Below are 20871 nucleotides of genomic sequence, written 5' to 3'. Positions count from 1 at the left end.
GCTTGATCCTTCTTCTGTTGGTGTGCCGCGGGTTTGACCTGGTGAAACTCAGGGCTGAGATCAGAGCCTCCTGGCGTCGGCTGCTACGGACCAGGACGAGGAGGAAGGCGGCAAACTATTTTTTAAACGTGCTCCTAGTGCGTCATGGCGTATTCGAGGATGTTAATGAACATGGGGTAGGCCATCGGCTCGGAAAAAATCTTAAAATAACTTTCGTCGTCGCTTTCGTGCTCCCATCCATCGCCAAAGTGATTGTTATGGCAAATGATCACCATCATGCGGTTCTTGTTATCGTAAATCGCATAAAAATGGGGGTCATGATTCTTGTCGTAATAAGGCCAGCCCGGATCATACGAGGTGCGGAAGCGAAAGAAGGCCCCCACGCTTGGCATTTGAGGCTCCTTCTTGAAATTAAACACGCAATGAAAAATGGGATGGTCGAGCGATAATTCAACGGGCTCACGTTCGGGGAACACCCGCTTGAGTTGCTCATAAAAATGCGTCCACTGCTCATCTCCCCAAAAATCATCGGCCATGAGGAACCCGCCGTTCAAAAGGTAACGGCGTAGATCGCGGACCTCCGAGTCAGAAAGCACCACCCTGCCGGCTGAGGCAAGGTACACAAAGGGATACTTTTCAAGGTCCTTGGTGGTAATGTCGATAAAGTTCAGGCCGGGCCGGACGGTGAGGCTGGTCACCTGGAACAGGCGGTACGTCAGATTCAAATCGGCCTCGGGCGTATCATCGTCCCATTGGCGTCCGCCGCCCAGGCCATACCGCGTATCGGTATCAAATCTGAGCCGCGCGAACGTGAAGACATCCTCCTCGAACCCGGGGACCAGCGCTTGTTGCATCAATTGCTGTTCCTGAGCAGCCTCGGGACTATCCATCCCATAGCTGCGGCCAAAGCGGGTCCTGGCGCGGTTCTGACCCTGGGCCGGGGCGAGCGGGAGGACACTGATAAGCGCTAATGAGAGAATGGCCACCCATCCTGGCCGCTTGATTCTTTTGCGTTTCATTGCAGTCGTGAGCATCTACGCTCTGTGCCAGGGCGCGAGTTGTCAAGTCGTGGAGCGTCAGGAGCGTGAGAGCGTAAAGCATGGGGGTTCGGATGTGCGTTGACACTTTTGCGCGGATGCTTAGCCGTAGCCATTTGACTTACGGCTTATCGTTTCCTTTTCTGATCCAGCAGCCACTCGTAAAGCGCCGGATTATTGTAGGTCTCAGTCCAACAATCATGGCCGGCATCCGGATAGACCGTAAACTTCACATTGCCTCCGGCAGCCCGGATGGCCTCGACCATCTCCTTCGAGCGCGCCGGCGGCACGGTTGGGTCTTTGGCGCCATGGAAAACCCAGATAGGCAAGCGGGCCAGTTTGGGGGCGTCGGCCGGATTGCCTCCTCCGCAAATGGGCACAATGGCGGCAAATTTCTCCGCGTGCTCCGCCGCCAGGGCCCAGGTCCCAAAGCCGCCCATGCTCAGACCGGTCAGATAAACCCGGTCTTTATCGACGCGATACTTGGAGATGATTCGGTCCAGCAGGGCATTTAGGACGTCCGGGTTCCAGCCGCGCCCGGGGCTTTGTGGTGAAACCAGGATAAAGGGGAAGTCCGGCTTGGACTCAACGATCTTAGGCGGCCCGTGCACCTTGACCTTTTCGATGTTCGTGCCGGATTCGCCCGAGCCGTGCAGAAAGAGCATGAGCGGCCATTTCTTTCTAGAGCCTTCGTAACCCTGGGGCAGAAACAGCAAGTAATTGAGTTTGGCCGTTGTGGTGATCCTAGCTTCGAAATGCTTCTCCTGCTGGACGGGCGAGTCAGTTGATTGAGCCGGAGCGGCACAGGCCAGCAGTGAAAAAAGAAGAGACGCTTGGATTGGTAAGGATTTCATTTTCATCGCGGCAGAATATGGACGTGCGTTCAGGGGACAATCCAACCGAGTGGCGCAAAAACCGCAAGCTGAAACTGGAAAATGAAAAAGAGCCTGAAAGGGGAATCAAGGGCTGGGCAGGAGCAAGGCGGCTCAGCTCAAGGCTCGAGGGTGAAATTATCTGGCGTAGCGGTGCGGGTTCGTTAATAGTAGGTCCGCACAAACAAGTGGCCGCAAAAACCAAACGTCGCGCCGCGCGCTATCCGCTTTCGGGGCGAACAGCCGCTTTAAAACTGAAGGAAACGTCGCAAGGCATCCTGCTGCCGCCAGATTGGTCAATCGATGCATCCCAGAAGAGCGGGCTTTCGAAGGTTAATGGAGGCTTTGCTGATTCGGCCTTCAGCGATAACAAATTGCGCCCAATTCATCGCTGGGTGCCGTGGATAGCCGGATTCTCAGCGGAGTTCGTGCAGGACGCATTCGCCCGGTATTTGCCGCCGAACTCCAACGTCCGAGCTGTGGTTCTCGACCCTTTCTGCGGCGTCGGAACGACTCTCATCGAGGCCATGCGGTGCGGCCATGACGCTGTGGGATTCGAGATCAACCCTTACGCGGCTCTGGCGGCCACCGCGAAGTGCCAGGCGGCCGACATCGCTCCTGAGCAGGTGGGTGGGGTCATTCTTAAATTCCAACAGCACATGAGCCGGGCGGCCAGGCGCAACGGCACCGCAGCAGTGCCGGAATATTTCCGCAGCCGAATCCCGTTTTTCGGGAGCCATTCGCAAGCAAAGGTGCTCAAAGCAGTGGGTTTTATCCAGCACATCGAGCCCAAGAACATTCAAGACTTGTTCTGGCTCGCATTCGGCTCTGTCATGGTGAGCCTGTCGAATTATTCGTACGAGCCGAGCCTGTCATCCCGACCGGCGGCAGGCAAGGCGACCCAGGATGACGCGCCTGTCGCGGAAGCAATCCTCACCAAGCTTCTGGCGATGAAATCCGACGTGAGCTGGTTTCGGGCAGAGTTGGACCGTTTTGAGCCGAGGTCAACGGGCCGGGTCATTACAGAGAGCTTCCTTAAAGGGGCGCGGCAGTTGCGAGCGGGCTCGGTGGACCTGATCGTCACCTCTCCTCCGTACCTGAACAACTATCATTACGTGAGGAACACCCGGCCTCAGCTCTTCTGGCTTGGTTTTATAAAGAAGGCCAGTGAACTGAAGGGCCTCGAAAACCAGAACTTTGGCAAGTACTGGCAAACGGTCCGTGACCTCGAAAGCGTGCCGCTGGATTTCGAACATCCTGGTCTGGAAGGCCTGCTCGAGAAAATCAGCAAAATCGGCTTAGACCGCGGAACCTACGGCGGGCCCGGTTGGGCGAATTATGCCGCCACTTATTTTAACGATATGAACCGATTCTGTTGCGCCGCAGAGCACGTCCTCCGGCCGCAGGGCCGCGCTGTGGTGGTCGTTGGAAATTCCATACTCCAAGGCGTGGAAATCCCAATCGACAACATCCTCGCCGACCTGGCGTCTCGGCACAATCTGGTCACCGAAAATATCCACATCGTGCGCCAGAAACGCGTCGGCGCCAGCATTGTCGCTTCTTCGGTGCGGCAAGGAGCAAAAAGCACGGCCAGGCTCTACGAGAGCGCGGTTGTGCTACGGCGAATCTGAGCTAAGCATGTTTGGATTGTTTGATTTCGATTTGCCTGGAGCGGTGACGGAGCTCAAATCAAGATTGCCCTTCACATTCAGGTTCGACATTCCTAAGAGCGACGCAGCCACTCCTGTCAGCCTGAGAAATGTCCCACGACAGGCTCGCGCCATCGTCCAGCAACTTGTCAGCGCTCTGGGGCGCGGGTGGCAGGCCACCATCTTTCCGAGCCATATTATTTTGTATAAAGAGCAACGGCATTACCCGTACGGCCAAGTTATTCTTCCCGAGACCCGCTGATGCGCGCAAATGGCAACGCCGCCAGTTTCCGCCAGGAGTGCCCTTGAACGCCGGGTGCGGCGAGGTCGAATGGTTTGAAACCGAGTTTGATGGCGGGGGAGTTGTGGTGGAGGCGGAAATCGCGGTGGCTGGCATTGAAGAAACGCGGATTTGCGATACGCGACCCTTCGTCGTTGCCTTCCGCGCGCCATTGCTGCCAGGTCTTCCCGGCGAAATCGAATGGCTTGGCCCCGGCGCGCCAATAAAGATTATCGCGCAGGATGACCCGGACGCCGTTTTTCCATGCGGAATAGCCCAGGAGAAAACCGTTGTCCCAATAAACGATATTGTGTTCGAACGTGAAGGAGAGATGCGGTTCTGCGCGGGTGGCAGCTATCTGGCCCTGCTGGCTGAAGGCAAAGATGTTGTTGCGGAAGATGTTTTCCTTCCCGTAATGCTGGTGGATGCAGCCGTCCAGGACATCGTGGACGAGGTTGTTTTCGAAAAGTATGCCAGAGCTGCCTTCGTCGGTATAGAGGCCCCAGCCCCCGTAGCGCGCAGCATAGACATCGTGAATGAGGTTGTTGCGCACGGTGGCGCCTTCGGAGGGCCCGAGGGTATAGACCCCGCCCATGTCGCTGAGGATGCGGTAGCCCAGGTGATGGAGGTGATTGAACTCAATATGATTGCGCTTGGCGGCGCTCTCGGCGTAGCCCCAGCGCCACCCCACCGAGACGGCTGTATAAAAGAAATCGCCGATGTCGCAATGGGTAATCGAGTTGTCCGAGCTTTGGCCGATCCAGACACCAACGCTTTGAGGCATGATGCGTCCGCCCGCTTGGATGATACAATCGTCGATCGTGATGTGTCCGGTGCGGACCGGTTCGGGGACGATGTCCTTCTCCCCGATCCGCACGCCGCTGATGCCCAAGTCGAACATGCGGGTATGCAGCACGAGGCAATCACGGCAGGCATGCCGAAACCAGAACGCGGTGGCGCCGATATGCTCGACAGCGCAATCCAGGAACCGGATGTCGCGCGCGGCGTTCAGCTCGACGGCGGCGGTCTGAACATTCATCGAGGCCTGCTCGGGCGGCAAGCCCTCAGGGGGAATGCGGAACGCGGCAAAACGGAATTTGAGTCCTTCGAAGCGAATATGCTGGACCCAATCTTCTGGGGAATCTGCATTGCCGCGCAGAGTCAGGAAGCGCTCAGCTTGGGGGGCGATTGCCTCAGCCACTGGCATCAGTTCACCCGGACGTTGCCGGTAATAGACCCAGCCGGCGCTGTCAAGAAACCATTCGCCGGGCGCATCCAGCGCCGCGAGCCAATTCTCGAGAAAAAACTGGCAGCCGCGTTCGATGGGATTCGAGCCCTCGCCCCGCTCGCTGTGCGTGATGAAAATGCCTTTCTCACGGGAAACAGATTCGATGGGCTCGCGGGTGGTGTCCCACTTGTGAAAGACAACGACCTGGACATCGTGCAGGGCGACGGCGTCCGCCGGCAACGAGGCGAGAAGCTCAGGGTTGACAGTAAAGATGTGCCGGAAGCCGGAGCGGCCATTGGTTTCAGGTTCCGACGCAAAGCCGTTCAAAGTACCAAATTCCAATTCGTTGGGGGCGCGGGCGCGCACCGCGCGGCGGCCATTGATCCAAAGCTGGTTGAAGCGCACCAAGGCCTTCGTGGCCGCCTCGGGTCCAGCCGCTCGGGTCATCCAAACCCCTGGCCGTTGCGGGTCCGGCTGCCAACCGCTGAGCAAGCGGCCTGCGGTAATCACGACCGATTCGCCCGGATGTGCCCTGTAACGGACCGGTTGTTGAGCCGACACGCCGGAATCTTCGGGAGTAAATTCCAGCGGTTGTTCGAGTGAGTACGCCCCGGCGCGAAAAGTAACCGTCACCGGCTGGCTGGGGTGATGTTTGCGTTCGGCCCGGGCGTGTTGCTGGGCCGCCTGAAAGGAAGCCAACGGCTTGCTGCGGGTGCCGGGATTGGCGTCGTCACCGTCTGGGGCAACAAACAATTCGGCTGAGAGGGATCGGCCACAGGCCAGAGCAAGAAGGGTTGCTGCAATGAGGGTTTTGCACATAAGTAGCTAAGCGAGCCCACAGAGTTTATACAGAAGCAAGCGTCCTCTCCAATTCACGATGATTGATTTTGCCAGTGCCCAGCCGGGGGATGTCGTGGACGATCTTAATCTCCCGAGGGGCGGCGAGGTTGCCCAGGCCGCGGGCGCGGATGCGTTCGCGCACCTCTTCAAGCTTGAGCCGCGGCTCGTTGGTGACGGCAATGAGTTTCTCTCCCTTGGCCTCGTCGGGCTTGGCAATCACGGCAACGGCGAACTTCAAACCGTATTGGGGGAAGGCGCCGGCCAGCGCCTCCTCGACAGCGGTCAGGCTCACCATTTCACCGCTTACCTTGGCAAAACGTTTCAAGCGGCCCAGAATGAAAACGAAACCCTCCTCATCAACACGCGCAATGTCACCTGTATCGTACCAGCCGCCCAGGCTCTTGAATTTTGCGTTGGCTTCAGCATTCAAATAACCCCGCATGATGTTTGGTCCGCGGACAAAGAGCCGGCCCGCAGCAGGGGTCGAGCCAGGTGCCGAAGCAGGCGATGGGACGCCGGTTACATTGGATTTTGGCTTTTCGCCAGAGGCCGCCCCATCCTTACTTGGTAGGGTTTCGGAGATGCCTTCCACGGGCTCAAGTCGGTACTCGATGCGAGGCAGGAACCGGCCAGCGGACCCTGGTTTCGGCCACATCGGCAGGTTGCCAGTGAGACATGGGCTGCATTCAGTCGCCCCATAACCCTCCAGAATGCGCACGCCAAACTTATCCATCCATGTTTTGCTGGTGCCCTCCTGAAGCTTCTCTGCGCCGGCGAAAAGATACCGCACGCTGCGGAAATCGTAGGGGTGCGCCTTGCGGGCATAGCCAGCGAGGAAAGTGTTGGTGCCGAAAAAGACGGTGCAGTTGAGATTGTAAAAAGCCGATGGCACGACCCGGTAGTGCAGAGGCGAAAGGTAAAGGAAGATCGGCACACCCTGCACTAAGGGAAGGAACAGGCCGATGATTAAACCAAAACTGTGGAACAGCGGGAGAGCGTTGAAGAAACGGTCGGTGTCCATCAGATCGATTACCGAGAGCATCTGGCGGATATTGGCCAGCAGGTTGTGATGGGTCAACTCGACTCCCTTGGGGTCGCCTTCCGACCCGCTGGTGAAGAGAATCACGGCTGTATTCTCTGAGCGTGGAGCGATGGAGGTGGATGCCAGGCCAAACAGATGCCTGACGAGGCTTTGGAGCTTTTGACCGCCCGAGACTCGCGCGCGGACGTCTTCCAAAAAGAGCAACTCGATGCCGGCGGCCTCGAGCGGCCCGAGATCGAGCTTGGCGCGCGTGACAAAACTCCTGGAGGTGATCACCTGCTTCAGCCCTGCCAGGCGCGCGCAGGCCAGTAGAATGGCAGGTCCGGTAGTATAATTCAGAATAGCGGGAGTTTTATTGGCCCCCCACAAGCTGAGGACCACGACGGGCGCGGCGTTTATGTTGGGCAGCAGCACACCCACTCGCGGCACTGTTCGATCCAGGAGTGGACGCCACTGGGCGGTCAGCACGTCGGCCCCGATAAGCAGGCGCCGGTAGGTCAATTCTTGCAATGTGGCGTCCTGAAGAATGCGCCGGCCCGGTTCCAGACGCGCCGCCTGGGCGATCGCTTCCGGAACGGTGGCGGGAGCAAAGGCCATCTCGGTTTCAAATTGTTGTTCCACCATCCGGTCGCGCAGCCAGTGAATCAAATGCCCCCTCGCTTGGGTCGCGCTCACCACTCCAAGGTCCGGCGGGGGGTGAATCCCGCTGAAATGGACCGACACGCGCGGGAAGAGCTTTTTGCGGTTTGGATTTTTTGAGAAAGGCAGACGTTGGGCGCCACGAATATAGGCGGTGATGACCTTGGCGTGGGTTTTGAAAATCAAAAAGCCCGTGCCGTCGAAGAGCTTCATGAGCGAGCCCGTCGTGGAAAGGCGGCCTTCGGGAAACAGCACCAACCGGCCCCCGCGCTGCAAGTACTCGGCCATGTGTTTGATGGCGTAGGGGGAATTCATGTCCACGGGGAAGGTGCGGCGGTTGACCATGATCATGCGGTGGACCCAGCTCAGCTCGGCCGTTGTGCTCGATGTGGCAAAGCGCCAGTCCTCTTCCAAGCAGACCCCGATAAAAATCCAATCCCACCAGGAGACGTGGTTGGAGAGCAGCAGAACGGGTCCGGGCGTTTTGAGGGCGCCCTCGTTGTACGAGCGGAACCCGTAGAGCAGCCGCACCAGCCAGCGCAGAAAAGTAATCATGAGCGCGCCCAGATAGTATCATCGTTGTCAAAGGGGCGCCGCTAGAGCTAACTTTACCTCAGCCCGATGACTTCGGCACAACAGTTAGCGGCGCTCGCCGGTGCCAATTGCCCGATCGCCTTTGATAATCCTACGCGCCAGCTTTACGCCACGGATGCCTCCATCTACCAGATCGAGCCGGTCGCGGTCGCTTTCCCCTGCAATACGCGCCAGGCCAGCGCGTTGGTGATGGCGGCGATGCAAGCGGGGGTTGCGGTGACCCCGCGCGGCGCCGGCACGGGCCTGGTGGGGGGGGCCATCGGCGAGGGGTTGGTCATTGATTTTTCGCGCTACAACCGCCTGATTAGCGACCTCGATCTCCAACGGCGCACCGTGCGCGTCGGTCCCGGCGTTATCCTGGACAGCCTGAACAATTTTCTGCGGCCCCATGGGTTCTGTTTCGGCCCCGACGTGGCGACCAGTTCGCGGGCGACGCTCGGAGGGATGATTGCTAATAATTCGAGCGGTTCTCACGCGGCGGTTTATGGGACGACCCGAGACCACATCAGCGAGCTGGAGATTGTGCTGGCGGATGGCCAGGTGGTGATGGTTGGCCCGCGGCACGATACCTTGCGACGGCAACGCGAGCTGGTTCAGAACCTGGCCTATTTCCACGCGCTGACCATCGCGGAGCGTTGTCCGCCCGGGCTTGTAAAACACTGGCCCGGTTACGGCCTGGACCGCTGCGTTGTGGAACCCGACAACCTGAACCACTTGATCTGCGGCAGTGAAGGGACTCTCGCTGCAATCACTGCCGCTGAATTGAAGATCGTGCCGTTACCCAAAGAAAAGGGCCTGGCATTGATCTTTTTTGATTCTGTGGCCGAAGCGATGCAGGCGACGGTCGAATTGCTCGATTTGAAGCCGGCCGCCATCGAGCACATGGACCAGGTGCTGCTCGACCAGACCCGCGGCCAGCGCGAGTTCCAAGCTGCTCGCGATTTGCTGCAACTCGACCGCAAACCGTGCCGGGCAGTCCTGGCAGTGGAATTCTTTGAGGACACACGGGGCCGGTTAGCCGAGCTGGGCCAGCGCAAGCTGGGAATGCGCACCACGTTTCTGACCGACACCCGCCAGGCCGGCACCGTCTGGGCGCTGCGAAAGGCGGGGCTCTCGCTGCTGACAGGGTGCAAGGGAGATGCCAAGCCAGTGACTGGCATCGAAGATGTGGCAGTGCGTCCGGCACAGTTGCCGGCCTATGTGGCGGGCCTCCAGGATGTCATGAGCCGGCTCAAGCTCGATGCTTCTTTCTATGGCCATGCGGCGGCCGGTCTGCTGCATGTCCGGCCCGTGCTCGATTTGCATTCGGCTGAGGATATGAAAAAATTCCGGCAGGTTGCGGACGAAGTGGCAGTCCTGGCGCGCCAGTTTAAAGGCTCCCTGTGCGGCGAACACGGCGCCGGCATCGCACGAACCGAGTTCATTCCCGAGCAGCTTGGGGAAGCCTTGTTCGGTGTGATGCGCCAAATCAAAAGGTCCTTTGACCCGCATAACCTTTTTAATCCCGGAAAGATCATCGGCGATGGCCGCTTCAGCATAGACGCCAACCTTCGCCTGGGCGCCGGCTACGAATTGAAGCTGCCTTTCAGCCCGGTCTTGGCTTTCGCGGCCAAGGACGAATCGTTCACGCGGAACCTCGAACAATGCAACGGCTGCGGCGGTTGCCGCAAGGAAACGCCCACGATGTGTCCGACGTTTCTTGTTACTGGCGAAGAAATCCTGAGCACCCGGGGCCGGGCCAATGCCATCCGCGCGGCACTCGAAGGGCGGGGGCTGGACCACTCTGATCCGTTGCGCTGGCCGGGATTGGAAAAGGCCTTGAGCAGTTGCCTGTCCTGCAAGGCCTGCACGAGCGAATGCCCATCCAACGTGAACATGGCCCTGCTCAAGACCGAGCTGTTGCACGCCAGGCTTATCCGCGACGGCTTATCCTGGCGCCAACGGCTCTTCAGCTCAGTCGAACGTCTCGGAGCGCTGGGTTGCCGGTTGCCTTGGATGGCCAATCATATCCTGGATTCGCTGCTCGTTCGAAGCTTAATGGCCAAGTCTCTCGGGATTGCCTGGCAACGTCCGCTCCCGCATTTCGCCAGCCAGAGCTTCGACCATTGGTTCGCGCGCCGCAAACCATCATCGGGCGCGCCGCGAGGGCGGGTGGTGCTATGGGACGACACGTTTGTGCGCTATTACGAGCCGCACATTGGAAAGGCCGCCGTTGCTGTTCTCGAAGCTGCCGGGTTCGAAGTTGTTTTGGCTCGAGGCCGCAGGTGTTGCGGGCGGCCGGCATTCAGCCAGGGGCGCCTGGAGAAAGCCAAGAGTCTTGGCTCGCATAATCTTGCGTTGCTGGGAGGTGCGGGGGATGCCTCCCCGATACTTTTTCTTGAGCCGTCCTGTTATTCGATGTTCGTCGAGGATTACCGTGAATTAAAGCTCGATGGGGCTGAGCGCGTCGCAAAACGCTGCTTCTTGTTCGAGCAATTTATTGAAAACCTGTTGTGCCGGGAGCCCAATGCCCTGCAGTTCCGGCCTAAAGCTTCCAAGGTGATTATCCACGCGCATTGTCATGTAAAGGCGCTGGCAAATCCTGTTTTTCTGGCGCAATTGGCCGGGCGCCTCCCCGAGCGCGAGGTTTCCCTGCTGAACACCGGTTGCTGCGGGATGGCGGGGGCCTTCGGCGCGCTCGAGGAGAATTATGAACTGTCGTTGAAAGTAGCTGAGCCGCTGGCCCAGCAGGTCCGCGGCCAGCCCTTCGGGACGGTCGTGGTCGCCTCCGGGACAAGTTGCCGGCACCAAATCGATCACCTGACCCCCGTGCGCGCCCGTCACATGGCCGAGGTGCTAAACGAAAGCCTCCAGGAGGAGGCCTGAAAAACCTGAACGTTCACTTCGCGCGCCCACCAACAGGGTTGCGGCAGCGAAAAAGACTGTAACAATGGCGGAGCGCGCGCGTTTCATAGTGGAGGATTCTGAACGTTCCTGCGGCGTCGCGGCTTGTGCCTTCCCGGACCGGCTTTTCCAAATCTTACGGCTTTTCATACTGCCAACATGTCGCGCTACTCTCGCCCGCGAATTCCTGAGGCCTCAGTCGAAGCGAAAAGGGCGCAAGACTTGCGCAAGCGGATTATGCAATTATGTACCCCCCCCCGAGTTTGCCAACAAATTATTGTTGCTTTGCCCTTTCGTACGGCTGGCAAGATGGTTGGCGCAGAAACGGCGCAGCGCACCGGATAATTCCGACAGGATGGCTCTCACCCAATCCCATCCAGGCGCGCGGTGGAGTCTCCGTGCCTCTCGATGCCCTGGACACCCATCCGGTCCGCCATGCTAAGGAACAGATTGCTCAGCGGGGCGGGTGTGGCTTTAAGGTAGCTTCCGGGCTTTAGGCGGCCACCGGCCGAGCCGGCCAGGATGAGGGGGAGATTGAAATGCGAATGGCGATTGCCATCCGAATGGCCGGAGCCATAGACGATCATCGAGTTGTGGAGCAAGGATTGTCCGTCCATGTCCTTGGTTTGGTCCATTTTTTCGAGGAATCTGGCCAATTGCCGCACATACCAGGCATCAATTCTTTTGACCTTGTTCATCAGCTCCGGGTTGTTGCGATGGTGGGTAAGGCTATGGTGGCCTTCTGAAAGGCCTACTTCGGGGAATGGGCGGTTATTCTCCTCGGCTGCCAGCATCAGGGTCGCGATGCGTGTGGAGTCGGTTTGAAATGCCAAACTCATCATGTCCAGCATGAGGGCAATGTGCTCCTCGAATTTCTGTGGAATCCCTCTTGGAGCGTCCACCGCTGGATCGGGCGGCGGCATCTGTTCGGCCCTTTCTATCCGCTGCTCGACTTCACGCACCCCGGTCAGGAACTGGTCCAGTTTCTGGCGGTCGCGTCCGTCGAGTTGGCGTTGAACGGCATGGGCGTCGTCGAGGACGAAATCCAGGATGGATTGTTGCTGGAGCTGGCGGCGCCGGAGGGATTGCCTGCGCTCGGCCGGGGAACCTGCGCCAAAAAGCCGCTCGAAGACGAGGCGCGGATTGGACTCGGGGGTCAATGGCTGGGTTGGCGAGTACCAGGCGAGGTTATAAACATAGGCGCAGGAATAGCCGGAATCGCAATTACCGGCCGGGCGGACAGCCTCGCACGTCAGTTCGAGGGAAGGGAAGCGGGTCAGGTGCCCTATCTGGCGGGCGACGACCTGGTCAATTGAGACGCCAGCATAGATGTCAGCTCCGGCTGTCTTTTTGATGCGCACACCGGTCAGGAAGGAGCCGCCTGCCCGCGGATGGTCGCCTCCTCCGTCCGGGCCGCCGTCGGCGTTCAAGTCTGCCAGGCCGGAAATGACCTGGAGTTGATGGCGCACCTTTTCGAGCGGACGCAACGTCTGCGAAAGGGCGAAATCTTTCCCCCCGTCGCCGGCCGGCCACCAGGCTGAGGGGATGGCCCCGTTGGGAACGTAAATAATCGCCATTCGCACCGGAGCCGAGGTTCCGGGCGCGGCGGAGATGGCAGGGGGTTGAGCGAACAGATCGAGAGGAGCCAGGGACTCAAAGGCGGGCAGCGCCATGCAGGCGCCAAGGCCGCGCAAAAAGCGGCGCCGGCTTAAGCTCGCGTGCCGTTCGGCGGCCACATGCCGGCTGTCCGTTACGTTTATATTCATGAATTTCTTTGGTTTTGATTGATTGGTTGGGCCGCTGTCCCCCTGGCCTTCTCATCGTTGGAGCCGGAGGCTGTCGCGGCCGCTTGCGTCCGCATTCTCTGGAAGGGCGCCGACTCGATGACGCCGTCCAGGAGGGCGGAAAACCGCCCGTTTTTATTTTTGAGGCGCTCGACGATTTGATCGACGGTCTCGACGTCGTAGCACTTCAGTCCCCGGCCTATGGCGTAGGTCAGCAACTTCTCGGCAAGGCACCGGTAAAACTGGCTGCGATACTGCGTCGCCAGGATATGCTTTAACTCGCGAGCGTTCTTAAAGCTCTCGCCGGTAATCAGCTTGCCAGAGGGATCAATCGCCTGGTTGCGTTCCTTCTCGCGCCACACGCCCATGGCGTTAAAATTCTCGAAAGCCAATCCAATCGGGTCCATGCGATCATGGCAGGAAGCGCACGTCGGGTTTTGACGATGGGCTTGCAGCGTCTCGCGCAAGGTGGGTTCGCGCCCCTGGAATTGTTTCTCGGCTGCCTCCAGCGCGGGGACCTTGGGAGGAGGCGGCGGCGCCGGCATGCCCAGGAAATTTTCGAGAATAAACTGGCCCCGCTTTACCGGCGAGGCACGGTCGGGGTTCGATGTGATGACCAGCGTGCTGCCGGCGGTGAGCAACCCGCCCCGCGGACTGCCCGCGGGCAGAGCCACCCGCCGCATTTCGCTTCCGAAGACATTTGTGACGCCATACAGGTTCGCCAGTTTCTCGTCGAGAAAGGTATAATCACTTTCAATCAACTCCGTTACCGGACGGTCTGCATGGACGACATAGCCAAAGAACATTTCGGTTTCGCGCTTCATCGCTTCGCGCAAATCGACGTCCAGCTCTGGTTGGTTGAATCGAGGACGAGCTAAACGACCCCGTTTCGGAAGCAATCGTTCCTGCCCACGGTCCCGCGCCAGCACTGTTCCCGCATCGATCGTAACGCTGTCCAGGTCCCGCACCCGGAGCCATTGGCCCGTGAAATCCTCGATGAAATTCTTCGAGCGGGAATTCGCGAGCATCCTTGCGACTTGCGCCTTCAAATGGGCGCGCAGTTCACCCGCCCCGGCCAGGCGCAGCAGTTCATCATCCGGCATGGTTGACCAAAGAAAATAACTGAGGCGCGAAGCCAGCGAGTATTCGTCCACGTTTGCCGTGGTGGCGGCCGGGGCCGCGTTCTCGGGTTGCTCAATGCGAAACAAAAAGCGGGGCGAAGCCAGCACCGCGACAAGGGCCTGGGCAATACCGGTTTCGAAGGTGTTTCCTGGTTGTTGAGAAGTGGCCTGCGCCAACCCAACCAGCCGGTCGAGGGTCCGTTCATCGGGTGGCCGGCGAAAGGCCTTCAAAACAAATTGGCCGAGCAATTCACGCGCATAAGCGCGGCGCGCTGTCGGGTCCTGCGGCACTCCTTTGGTAAAAAAGCGATGTGGATGTTCCGGCAAGGCTTTGGCGATGATAGTCCTGGCCGCGTCCAGGTACTTCTCGAGCAACATGGGCGAGACGGTGAGCACATCGCCGATGTCATCAAATCCGTAACCGGTGTCGTCCGGAGGGAATTCCAGTTCCGTGTTATAATCGACGCCCAGGAGATCGCGAATGGTGTTGCGGTATTCAACTCGATTCAGGCGCCGAAGAGTGACTCGGCCCGGATCGGGGGCTTTGGCGTTGATTGCGAAGGCCGCGTACTTAATCCAGCGTTCGAGCGTCTGCTGGCCAGCAAACGATGGGCGCGCTTTGCGGGCGGGCGGCATAAGGCCGCCCCGGATATTCTTTAGGACCTTGAACCACAAATCCCGATTCAAAATGGCCGCGTCGCTGGTTAACTCATCGAAGGCGACTCCGCCTTTATTGGCTCCATCTGCATGGCAGTCATAGCAGTACTCTTCCAGTAGCGGCTGCACCTGTTTGTGGAATTGAATCACCCCGGCAGATTGGCCCGCTGCGGACCACCAAAAAAGCAAGGGAGCTGCGGTGCAAACCAACCACCGCCACAACCTGGGTCTAAGCGATTCAACGGCCTTTTGCAACGCGCAATGATGGACTGAACAAGCCATTCTGTGTCAGTACACTAGCCCAAATCCACGCAGAGGCGAATAGCTAAAACAGCAATTCGCATTTTGAGATTTTGAAGCCCTGCTGCCGCATAAATGCGGCGTTCCGCAACAACCGGAACGCCGCATTTATGCGGCAGCGGCCCCAAAATGAGGCTGTAGCTAAAAAACGGCCAGCACGGGGGCGGATGGTTTTCATACAGCTCACTTTTCTGATCGAGGTCCATAATGCGGCAAGGGAGCTCCCAATTCATAGGCCCCGAGGTCCGGGGCGCTGCCGGCGTAGTTGTCCTGCTTCGTCCGGCAGGGCGATGCGCAAATCGAAAGGCTCGAGTTTGAATGAGTCCAGCACCTCGATTCCGGCGCAATCGAAGACGCGTTTGTTCGTAATCGCGAATTTTACATAGCGGGCAGTCAGCGGATGGCTGGGCGCACAACGGAATGTGGCGCTGGTGATCGTCTCGTCATCGGGCCATATATAATTAGCCGGCAGATCGCGCCAGCGCAGGTTCGAATTAATGAATCCTTGCGAGGTAAAATCTTTGCCGTCGATGGATGTCAATACTTCAACCTTGTCCTGGACCTCGCCTTTGAGCGCATCCCACCAGGGATAGCCATGGAAGTTCAACCCGAAGCTGGCGCAAGTGGCCGCAGTGCCCAAATCGACCGTGATGACGGGATTGGCATTGGCCATCCAGAGCGCCCCGGACCGATAAGAGGTCCCACCCGCATAGGAAGGGGCTCCTGCGCCCGAGGTCAGCTTTTTCCCATCGGGGTCGCCGGCTCCCCAATTTGAGGCAGACGGGATGGACAACGTGTACGGCTTGTCCAGGGCAAGATTCCTGCCGCAGGTGAGCCAGGTGGAAATGAACTTCTGCCCGCCTTCATCTTTGCCGTCCGAATAACCCGCCGGGGAGGACAGGGTTGTTACGCTGCCTTGCAGGTTGACCCGAAGCCAATTTATGACGGGGTGATCATCGCCTCCCACATCAATCACGTATTTAAAAGGCAGCTTGGTGATTGTTTGGGTGTGGCTCCGCTCGATGAGCGAGCGATTAGCCTGCCGTTCCGACCAGTTGAACGTGAGCTGGACGGGCTCGAAGGTCGAATCAGCAGGCAAATAATCCGCTTCCATTCGCACCGCGTAGATGCTGCAGCCTGCCGGTGATGCTTCGGTTGAGTTGAGGAGGTACTTTACCCAGACCGCGCGGTGTCCCGGTGGTATTTCGAGGGTCTCGTAATGGATGACATCCCAGGGCGGAGTAATGCGCCGAAGCGACCAGGCATTGGTCCAGCTCTTGGGTCCATCGAGAGAATAGAGCAAATCGGCATGGCTGCCGGGGGCGCGATTATAAAAGCGGCCGCCGAAATTGAGGCGAGTGATATCTCTGGGGGCATCCAACCGATAGACCAGCCAGGCATCCTGGCCGGCTTTGGCGGGATAAATGGTTCCCTGATAGCCAGGGTGTCGTGGTGTGGAGGCGATATTTTGCTCTTCAATAATTTGCTCCTTGTACTTGCCTGCCGCCAACTCGGGCCAGAAAACGACCGACTCGGTCTGCTGACCGGCGCCCACATAGATTGTGTTTTTGCCAAGATTCAGCCTGGGCTGGGTTTTGGCATTGAGCATCGTGATGGTTTGCACATCGAAGTCGTGAAGGATGACATCTGCCGGAGAAGATTGCGCGCTCAAGGCCACCTTGAGCAAGACTTCGTAAGCGCCGTTGACCTGGTCCAGGAGCTTCACGTCCGGCGCCAAATCACCGATGGCCTCGGCCTTCCAAACCCGAGACCAGGTCAGGCCATTGTTAACGCTGATCGAAAGGGCGGCCTGGTCTGCCTCGTTCCGGCGTCTGAATTGCGCGCGAATCCTCTGACTGGTGATGACATTTGCCCCTTCCACCTTGAACACCACTTCGGCCAGTTGAGCGGCGTTGACCGGGCGCAAGCCGTCCGGCCCCGCCGTGATGTTGTCCGCGCTCTGAATCTCGTTCCGATAATCGGCCGCAGCCAGGCTGGGATGAAAATGCCACACGCCATTGCCGCGAATCCGGTAACGCTGTTCCGGGTCGTGGCCGTTATTGGGGACAAAATAATCGGGGGAAGACCCCTGGCTTTTGTAAAAGCGGGTGTAGGTTTGGTTGGGGGTAAGATTCAGGATGTAGCGGTGGCCATAATCCCAGTTGAAATAGTAATAGCGATACTTCAGGGCATTGGGGTTGAAGCAGCGGGCCTCCTCATCCAACGAGCGCTGGGTGTCGGCCCCGGTGAGGAATCCATTGGAGCCGGTGCTGTAGAGGCAGTGGTACTTGGCAATGTGGCCGGGCTCGATGAGCCCGCCGGATGCAGCGCAGGCCCCTTCTTTGCCGATGTCTTGCACCCCGGCGAGGGTATGGCCGTCGCACAAGGTGTAGAGGGCCGACATCGAGTTGTCGTACATGTGCCAGCGTCCGTCGTAAAACACCTCGGGCACCGTGTGCTGCGAGATGTCCCAAAACCTGCATGGCAGCCCCATATTATGCCAGATGGCGCAATTGATGCCCGAGATGGTGCTGCACATGGTGTAGCCGTAATCGTTGAATTGACGAATAGGGTCCGTGAGTTCGAGGCCATGCAGAAGCATCGGCTCGGTTTGGCGGCGGGCAATATGGTTCCAGTAGAACATTGCCCAGCATTTTTCTTCCGGAGTGGCCCACTTGGCCGTAATGCTGTGGACCATGCTCGGCAAATCCGAGTAGTCCGGTGAAGCATCCGTGATGACTTTCAAATTGCAGACCTCAGCCAAAGCCAGGCATGGAATTGCCGCCAGGAGCAGCCCAAGGAGACCGGACCGATTCAAGCGCACCCTGGTGAGACGCGGTGGTGTCGCGTAAAATTCATGACGCGCCGGCTTAGACCCGCCGTGAACTTGCGCCAAGTACAGCCGAGCGCGACCTAATTGCCACGCGCACTGACCAGCCAATGCCTTGGCGCTAATCCCACAGCCGGTAGGGGAGGGCATTTTTATCCAAAAACAATCCGCACCGGGGGCATTTGCCCGGCTCATTCCAGCTTTTGATGTGATGCAACGGTGAGACCGGGCATTGGGGTTTAAATTGGGCCCACTTGAAGTGACCCCGATGGCGCAAACGATTGAGGGCCCCCTGGAAGCTGGGTGGTTTCTGTGGCTGGCGGTTTCGGTTCAATATCGCGCTCTGCTGCAATCCCAATTTTTTGCCCCCTGCCGGTCCGCGTTGCAGGTCGGGTATTCGCAGCCGGATAACCGCGTCATAAAGCTCGCGGCAATCCTGGCAAACAATCGTTTGCACAAAGAAATCCGCCCCCCGGTCTGACCCGCCGGAGACTTTGGCCCGGTAACCGCACCTGGCGCACTCAAACCAATAGGAACGGCCCATGCTCGGCCCTCATCTGTAGCCAACAACACGCCCTTATGTCAATTGTCTCGCCAACCATCGCCAACCATCGCCACAGACTCCACATTGTTCAACCGGGACCAACTCCTTGCCCACCAACAAACCCCCCGTCCACTTTCCCCACACCACTGCCCCACCCTGAGACACTCCCCCAACCCCCATAATCAGCAAGCCCCGTACCCAAGCACCCAGGGACAGTACGGTCTCCTTGGCACAAGTTACGCTTTGACATAATTCCATGGTTCAGGGACGTCCGATCCCAGAACAGTAGGGCAGCGCGGGCAAGATGCGTTTGCGAGAAATTCAGCCGGTCTTGTCCGCGCAAACTGCAAATGAAGTTAAACTTAGAAAGCGAGTTTTATGATCGCTCACGATTCAGACCAGGGAACCAACCCGGCATACCCCTGCGCAAACCTCACTCTCACACTCGACCCACTCCATAACCAGGGCTCCGACGCGCTCGCAATGCTCCCCGCCGACCCCTTCGCGGCAGCCAAACTCTGCGAACTGGAAATGTACTGGGACAACAGCCTCTCCCAAGTCACCACCAAACAAGCAAATGACCTGTTCCACCCACACGGCATGCCTCCAGGCCGCATCCCCAAGGGAGCAAACCTCACCTCAGCCTCAATCCATTTCCAATCAAAGGACGTCGCCCAATCCTTCATCGCCAAAATTCGCCCACCCCACACAATTTCCACCCGGCCGGCAACCGATACAAAAACCCTTTGCCGCTGGCTCCAAAACCACCACTTCACACTGCCCCCCGCCCTCGCCGCCCTCTTTATAGCCCTGGCAACCGCCGCCGCTATCTCCCCCTGGCCCGATACGGACGATGACGACGATGACCCGCCGGACGACCACCGGCACTCCCAGTTCCTTCCATGCTGAACCACCCCCCGACAGCTCATCCTCCCTCTCCCCTTCCGAAGCCCCATCCCTCACGGCCATTAACCCCATCCACGCCATGCCCCTAAACCCTTGGCACGCCCTGGAGGAAATCCCCACCCTCTCCGCCTTTCGCCACCAATGGCGCAAACGCATAGGCGGCGATCCAGTCCCACTGGAGGCCCTCTGCCTCCAGCCAAGCCAATGGCGCCCCACACTCCACCTCTGCCAAAGCTGCGGACGCAACCACCAAATCATCCTGCGCTACGACGGCTCCGGCGCTATCGCCGTTTCAACCTCCCAAACCTCCCCCTGCCCAGACATCGAACTAACCAAAGAACAAATTACCCCGCTTGAAGTCAGTTGGACCAGGCTTGGGCGCGCCCTCTGCAAAGCCCTCGGATTAAATAATAAATTTGCCAGGCTGCAACCCCCTGAAACCGTCCAATTCGGCGCTTGGTCCTCGGACGCTGTCCCCGCCATCCTCACCATCCAGAACTCCCTCTCCGAATTCCGCAGCTCAGTCGCCCAGGTCGCAGCCCTCCTCCGGCGGCCCTTCCTCCTCTTCGCCCCGACGAGCGATCTCCTCGATGCACCCTCCCAAACCATCCTCCAAAACTACGGTGCCGGTTTCTTTCCCCTCGACGCAACCGTTACCCTCGACGCCCAAGGCAACCTTACCCCGCGGCAACCACCCGAACGCATGTTCATCCGCTTCACCCCCGAGAGGGACAAATCCCCGTCAACCACTATCCACAAGCCCCGGTACGCCCTCCGCAAAGGCCTCGGCGTCTGGCACCTGATTTTCGATGGCAAAGAAGCCGACATCCGCCACGAAAAAGGCCTCTTCTACGTCGCCTGGCTCCTCTACCACCCGGACCAAACCCCCATCCACGCCCTCGACCTCATGGCCAAAATCCCCGAAATCTACCGTGAGCAACTCGGCCTGGCCCCGCTCACCGATCCGTCCACCGGCAAAACTGTCACCCTCGAAAGCCAAGCCCGCATCCAGGAACGTAGCCTCGCACTCGACGACCGCGAGTCCATGCGCCGCCTCTACAAAAAACAAAAGGAACTCGAGGCCATCCTCGACTCCGACGACGCCTCCGAACCCGAAAAAGCAGAAGCCCTCCGCGAATTGGAAGCCATCTACGATTACCAAAAACATCACACCACCCGAACCCACGACGCCGCCCAAAAAGCCGCCAGAAACGTTCGCCAGGCCATCGGCCGACTCCTCCACCGCCTGCAGATCGCGATAGGCCACACCGGCACCACCCACCCTGCCATGCGCCCATTCGCGCTCCACCTCCAAAACCACCTCACTACACCCTCCGCAAAGTCGCCCCCAGGCACCTTTACGTACACCCCCCCCAGGCACTATCCTGGTGCCCATAAAAGCAAAGGGGTACGCTGGCGGCCAGAATATGGCTTTCATGGCGTTGGGGTGATGACGCGACAGAGGTCGGTGTCTTCATCGACGTGTTTGGTGTACTTTTTCATCGAGGCAAAGCCGGTGAGCTCGCCGAATGTGGAGCTTGTGCCGAAGGAGATGTTTATGCCGTAGCGTTCAGATAGAGCCTCCTGAATGAGTTCCGCATGAGCGGAGGCGGGACCGGTAAAAGCGATTACGGGGCAGAGTTGATCCCCGGTGTCTGCTAACTT

General features: G+C 58.8%; 14 protein-coding genes. 5 read left to right on the top strand and 9 right to left on the bottom strand.

Annotation, left to right across the window (positions count from 1 at the left end; translation table 11 throughout):
• Nucleotides 1-134: 134 nt before the first annotated feature.
• Nucleotides 135-1019 carry a DUF4159 domain-containing protein gene (locus VG146_17755; GenBank protein ID HEV2394202.1) on the bottom strand — a complete coding sequence of 295 codons (885 nt, stop codon included), beginning with the start codon at nt 1017-1019 and terminating at the stop codon, nt 135-137.
• Between the two features lie 146 nt (nt 1020-1165).
• A complete protein-coding gene (locus tag VG146_17750) occupies nt 1166-1891 on the bottom strand; it encodes a prolyl oligopeptidase family serine peptidase (GenBank protein HEV2394201.1) in 726 nt (241 codons plus the stop codon).
• Between the two features lie 206 nt (nt 1892-2097).
• On the opposite strand from VG146_17750, the gene VG146_17745 reads away from it, so the two are divergent.
• Both VG146_17745 and VG146_17740 read left to right on the top strand, forming a co-directional pair.
• Nucleotides 2098-3540: a DNA methyltransferase gene (locus VG146_17745; protein ID HEV2394200.1), complete on the top strand. Its 1443-nt coding sequence runs from the start codon at nt 2098-2100 to the stop codon at nt 3538-3540.
• 7 nt (nt 3541-3547) lie between these two features.
• Nucleotides 3548-3820 carry a hypothetical protein gene (locus VG146_17740; protein ID HEV2394199.1) on the top strand — a complete coding sequence of 91 codons (273 nt, stop codon included), beginning with the start codon at nt 3548-3550 and terminating at the stop codon, nt 3818-3820.
• On the opposite strand, the gene VG146_17735 is transcribed toward VG146_17740, so the two are convergent.
• Complete coding sequence (locus VG146_17735) at nt 3798-5885, bottom strand: right-handed parallel beta-helix repeat-containing protein (protein ID HEV2394198.1); 2088 nt, start codon at nt 5883-5885, stop codon at nt 3798-3800. The two genes, VG146_17740 and VG146_17735, sit on opposite strands and share 23 nt — an antisense overlap.
• A 25-nt stretch (nt 5886-5910) precedes the next feature.
• The gene (locus VG146_17730) at nt 5911-8142 is read right to left on the bottom strand and encodes an AMP-binding protein (protein ID HEV2394197.1); all 2232 of its coding nucleotides are present in this window, start codon (nt 8140-8142) and stop codon (nt 5911-5913) included.
• A 66-nt stretch (nt 8143-8208) separates the two neighbouring features.
• Here VG146_17730 and VG146_17725 point away from each other — a divergent pair, with 66 nt between their 5' ends.
• The gene (locus VG146_17725) at nt 8209-11046 is read left to right on the top strand and encodes an FAD-linked oxidase C-terminal domain-containing protein (GenBank protein HEV2394196.1); all 2838 of its coding nucleotides are present in this window, start codon (nt 8209-8211) and stop codon (nt 11044-11046) included.
• Nucleotides 11047-11426: 380 nt separating this feature from the next.
• Here the strand turns inward: VG146_17725 and VG146_17720 are convergent, their stop codons facing one another.
• The 5 genes from VG146_17720 to VG146_17700 are packed head-to-tail and all read right to left on the bottom strand — an operon-like array spanning nt 11427 to nt 18300.
• Entirely contained in the window at nt 11427-12830 is a 1404-nt protein-coding gene (locus VG146_17720) for a DUF1552 domain-containing protein (GenBank protein ID HEV2394195.1), read from the bottom strand.
• Nucleotides 12827-14908 carry a DUF1592 domain-containing protein gene (locus VG146_17715; protein HEV2394194.1) on the bottom strand — a complete coding sequence of 694 codons (2082 nt, stop codon included), beginning with the start codon at nt 14906-14908 and terminating at the stop codon, nt 12827-12829. Before VG146_17715 ends, VG146_17720 begins: the two co-directional genes overlap by 4 nt.
• Before the next feature lie 14 nt (nt 14909-14922).
• Nucleotides 14923-15132 carry a hypothetical protein gene (locus VG146_17710; GenBank protein ID HEV2394193.1) on the bottom strand — a complete coding sequence of 70 codons (210 nt, stop codon included), beginning with the start codon at nt 15130-15132 and terminating at the stop codon, nt 14923-14925.
• Between the two features lie 23 nt (nt 15133-15155).
• Nucleotides 15156-17906 carry a hypothetical protein gene (locus VG146_17705; GenBank protein ID HEV2394192.1) on the bottom strand — a complete coding sequence of 917 codons (2751 nt, stop codon included), beginning with the start codon at nt 17904-17906 and terminating at the stop codon, nt 15156-15158.
• Nucleotides 17878-18300, bottom strand: coding sequence for a hypothetical protein (locus tag VG146_17700; GenBank protein HEV2394191.1), 423 nt, complete (start codon nt 18298-18300; stop codon nt 17878-17880). Before VG146_17700 ends, VG146_17705 begins: the two co-directional genes overlap by 29 nt.
• 378 nt (nt 18301-18678) lie before the next feature.
• On the opposite strand from VG146_17700, the gene VG146_17695 reads away from it, so the two are divergent.
• Both VG146_17695 and VG146_17690 read left to right on the top strand, forming a co-directional pair.
• Complete coding sequence (locus tag VG146_17695; protein HEV2394190.1) at nt 18679-19209, top strand: hypothetical protein; 531 nt, start codon at nt 18679-18681, stop codon at nt 19207-19209.
• Nucleotides 19154-20773 carry a hypothetical protein gene (locus VG146_17690; GenBank protein ID HEV2394189.1) on the top strand — a complete coding sequence of 540 codons (1620 nt, stop codon included), beginning with the start codon at nt 19154-19156 and terminating at the stop codon, nt 20771-20773. Before VG146_17695 ends, VG146_17690 begins: the two co-directional genes overlap by 56 nt.
• The last annotated feature ends 98 nt before the right edge of the window (nt 20774-20871 follow it).

The organism is Verrucomicrobiia bacterium (genome assembly GCA_035946615.1).
Classification (GTDB): domain Bacteria; phylum Verrucomicrobiota; class Verrucomicrobiia; order Limisphaerales; family UBA8199; genus DASYZB01.
The sequence above is the reverse complement of the archived record's forward strand: the minus strand, read 5'-3'. Positions and strand labels throughout refer to the sequence as shown.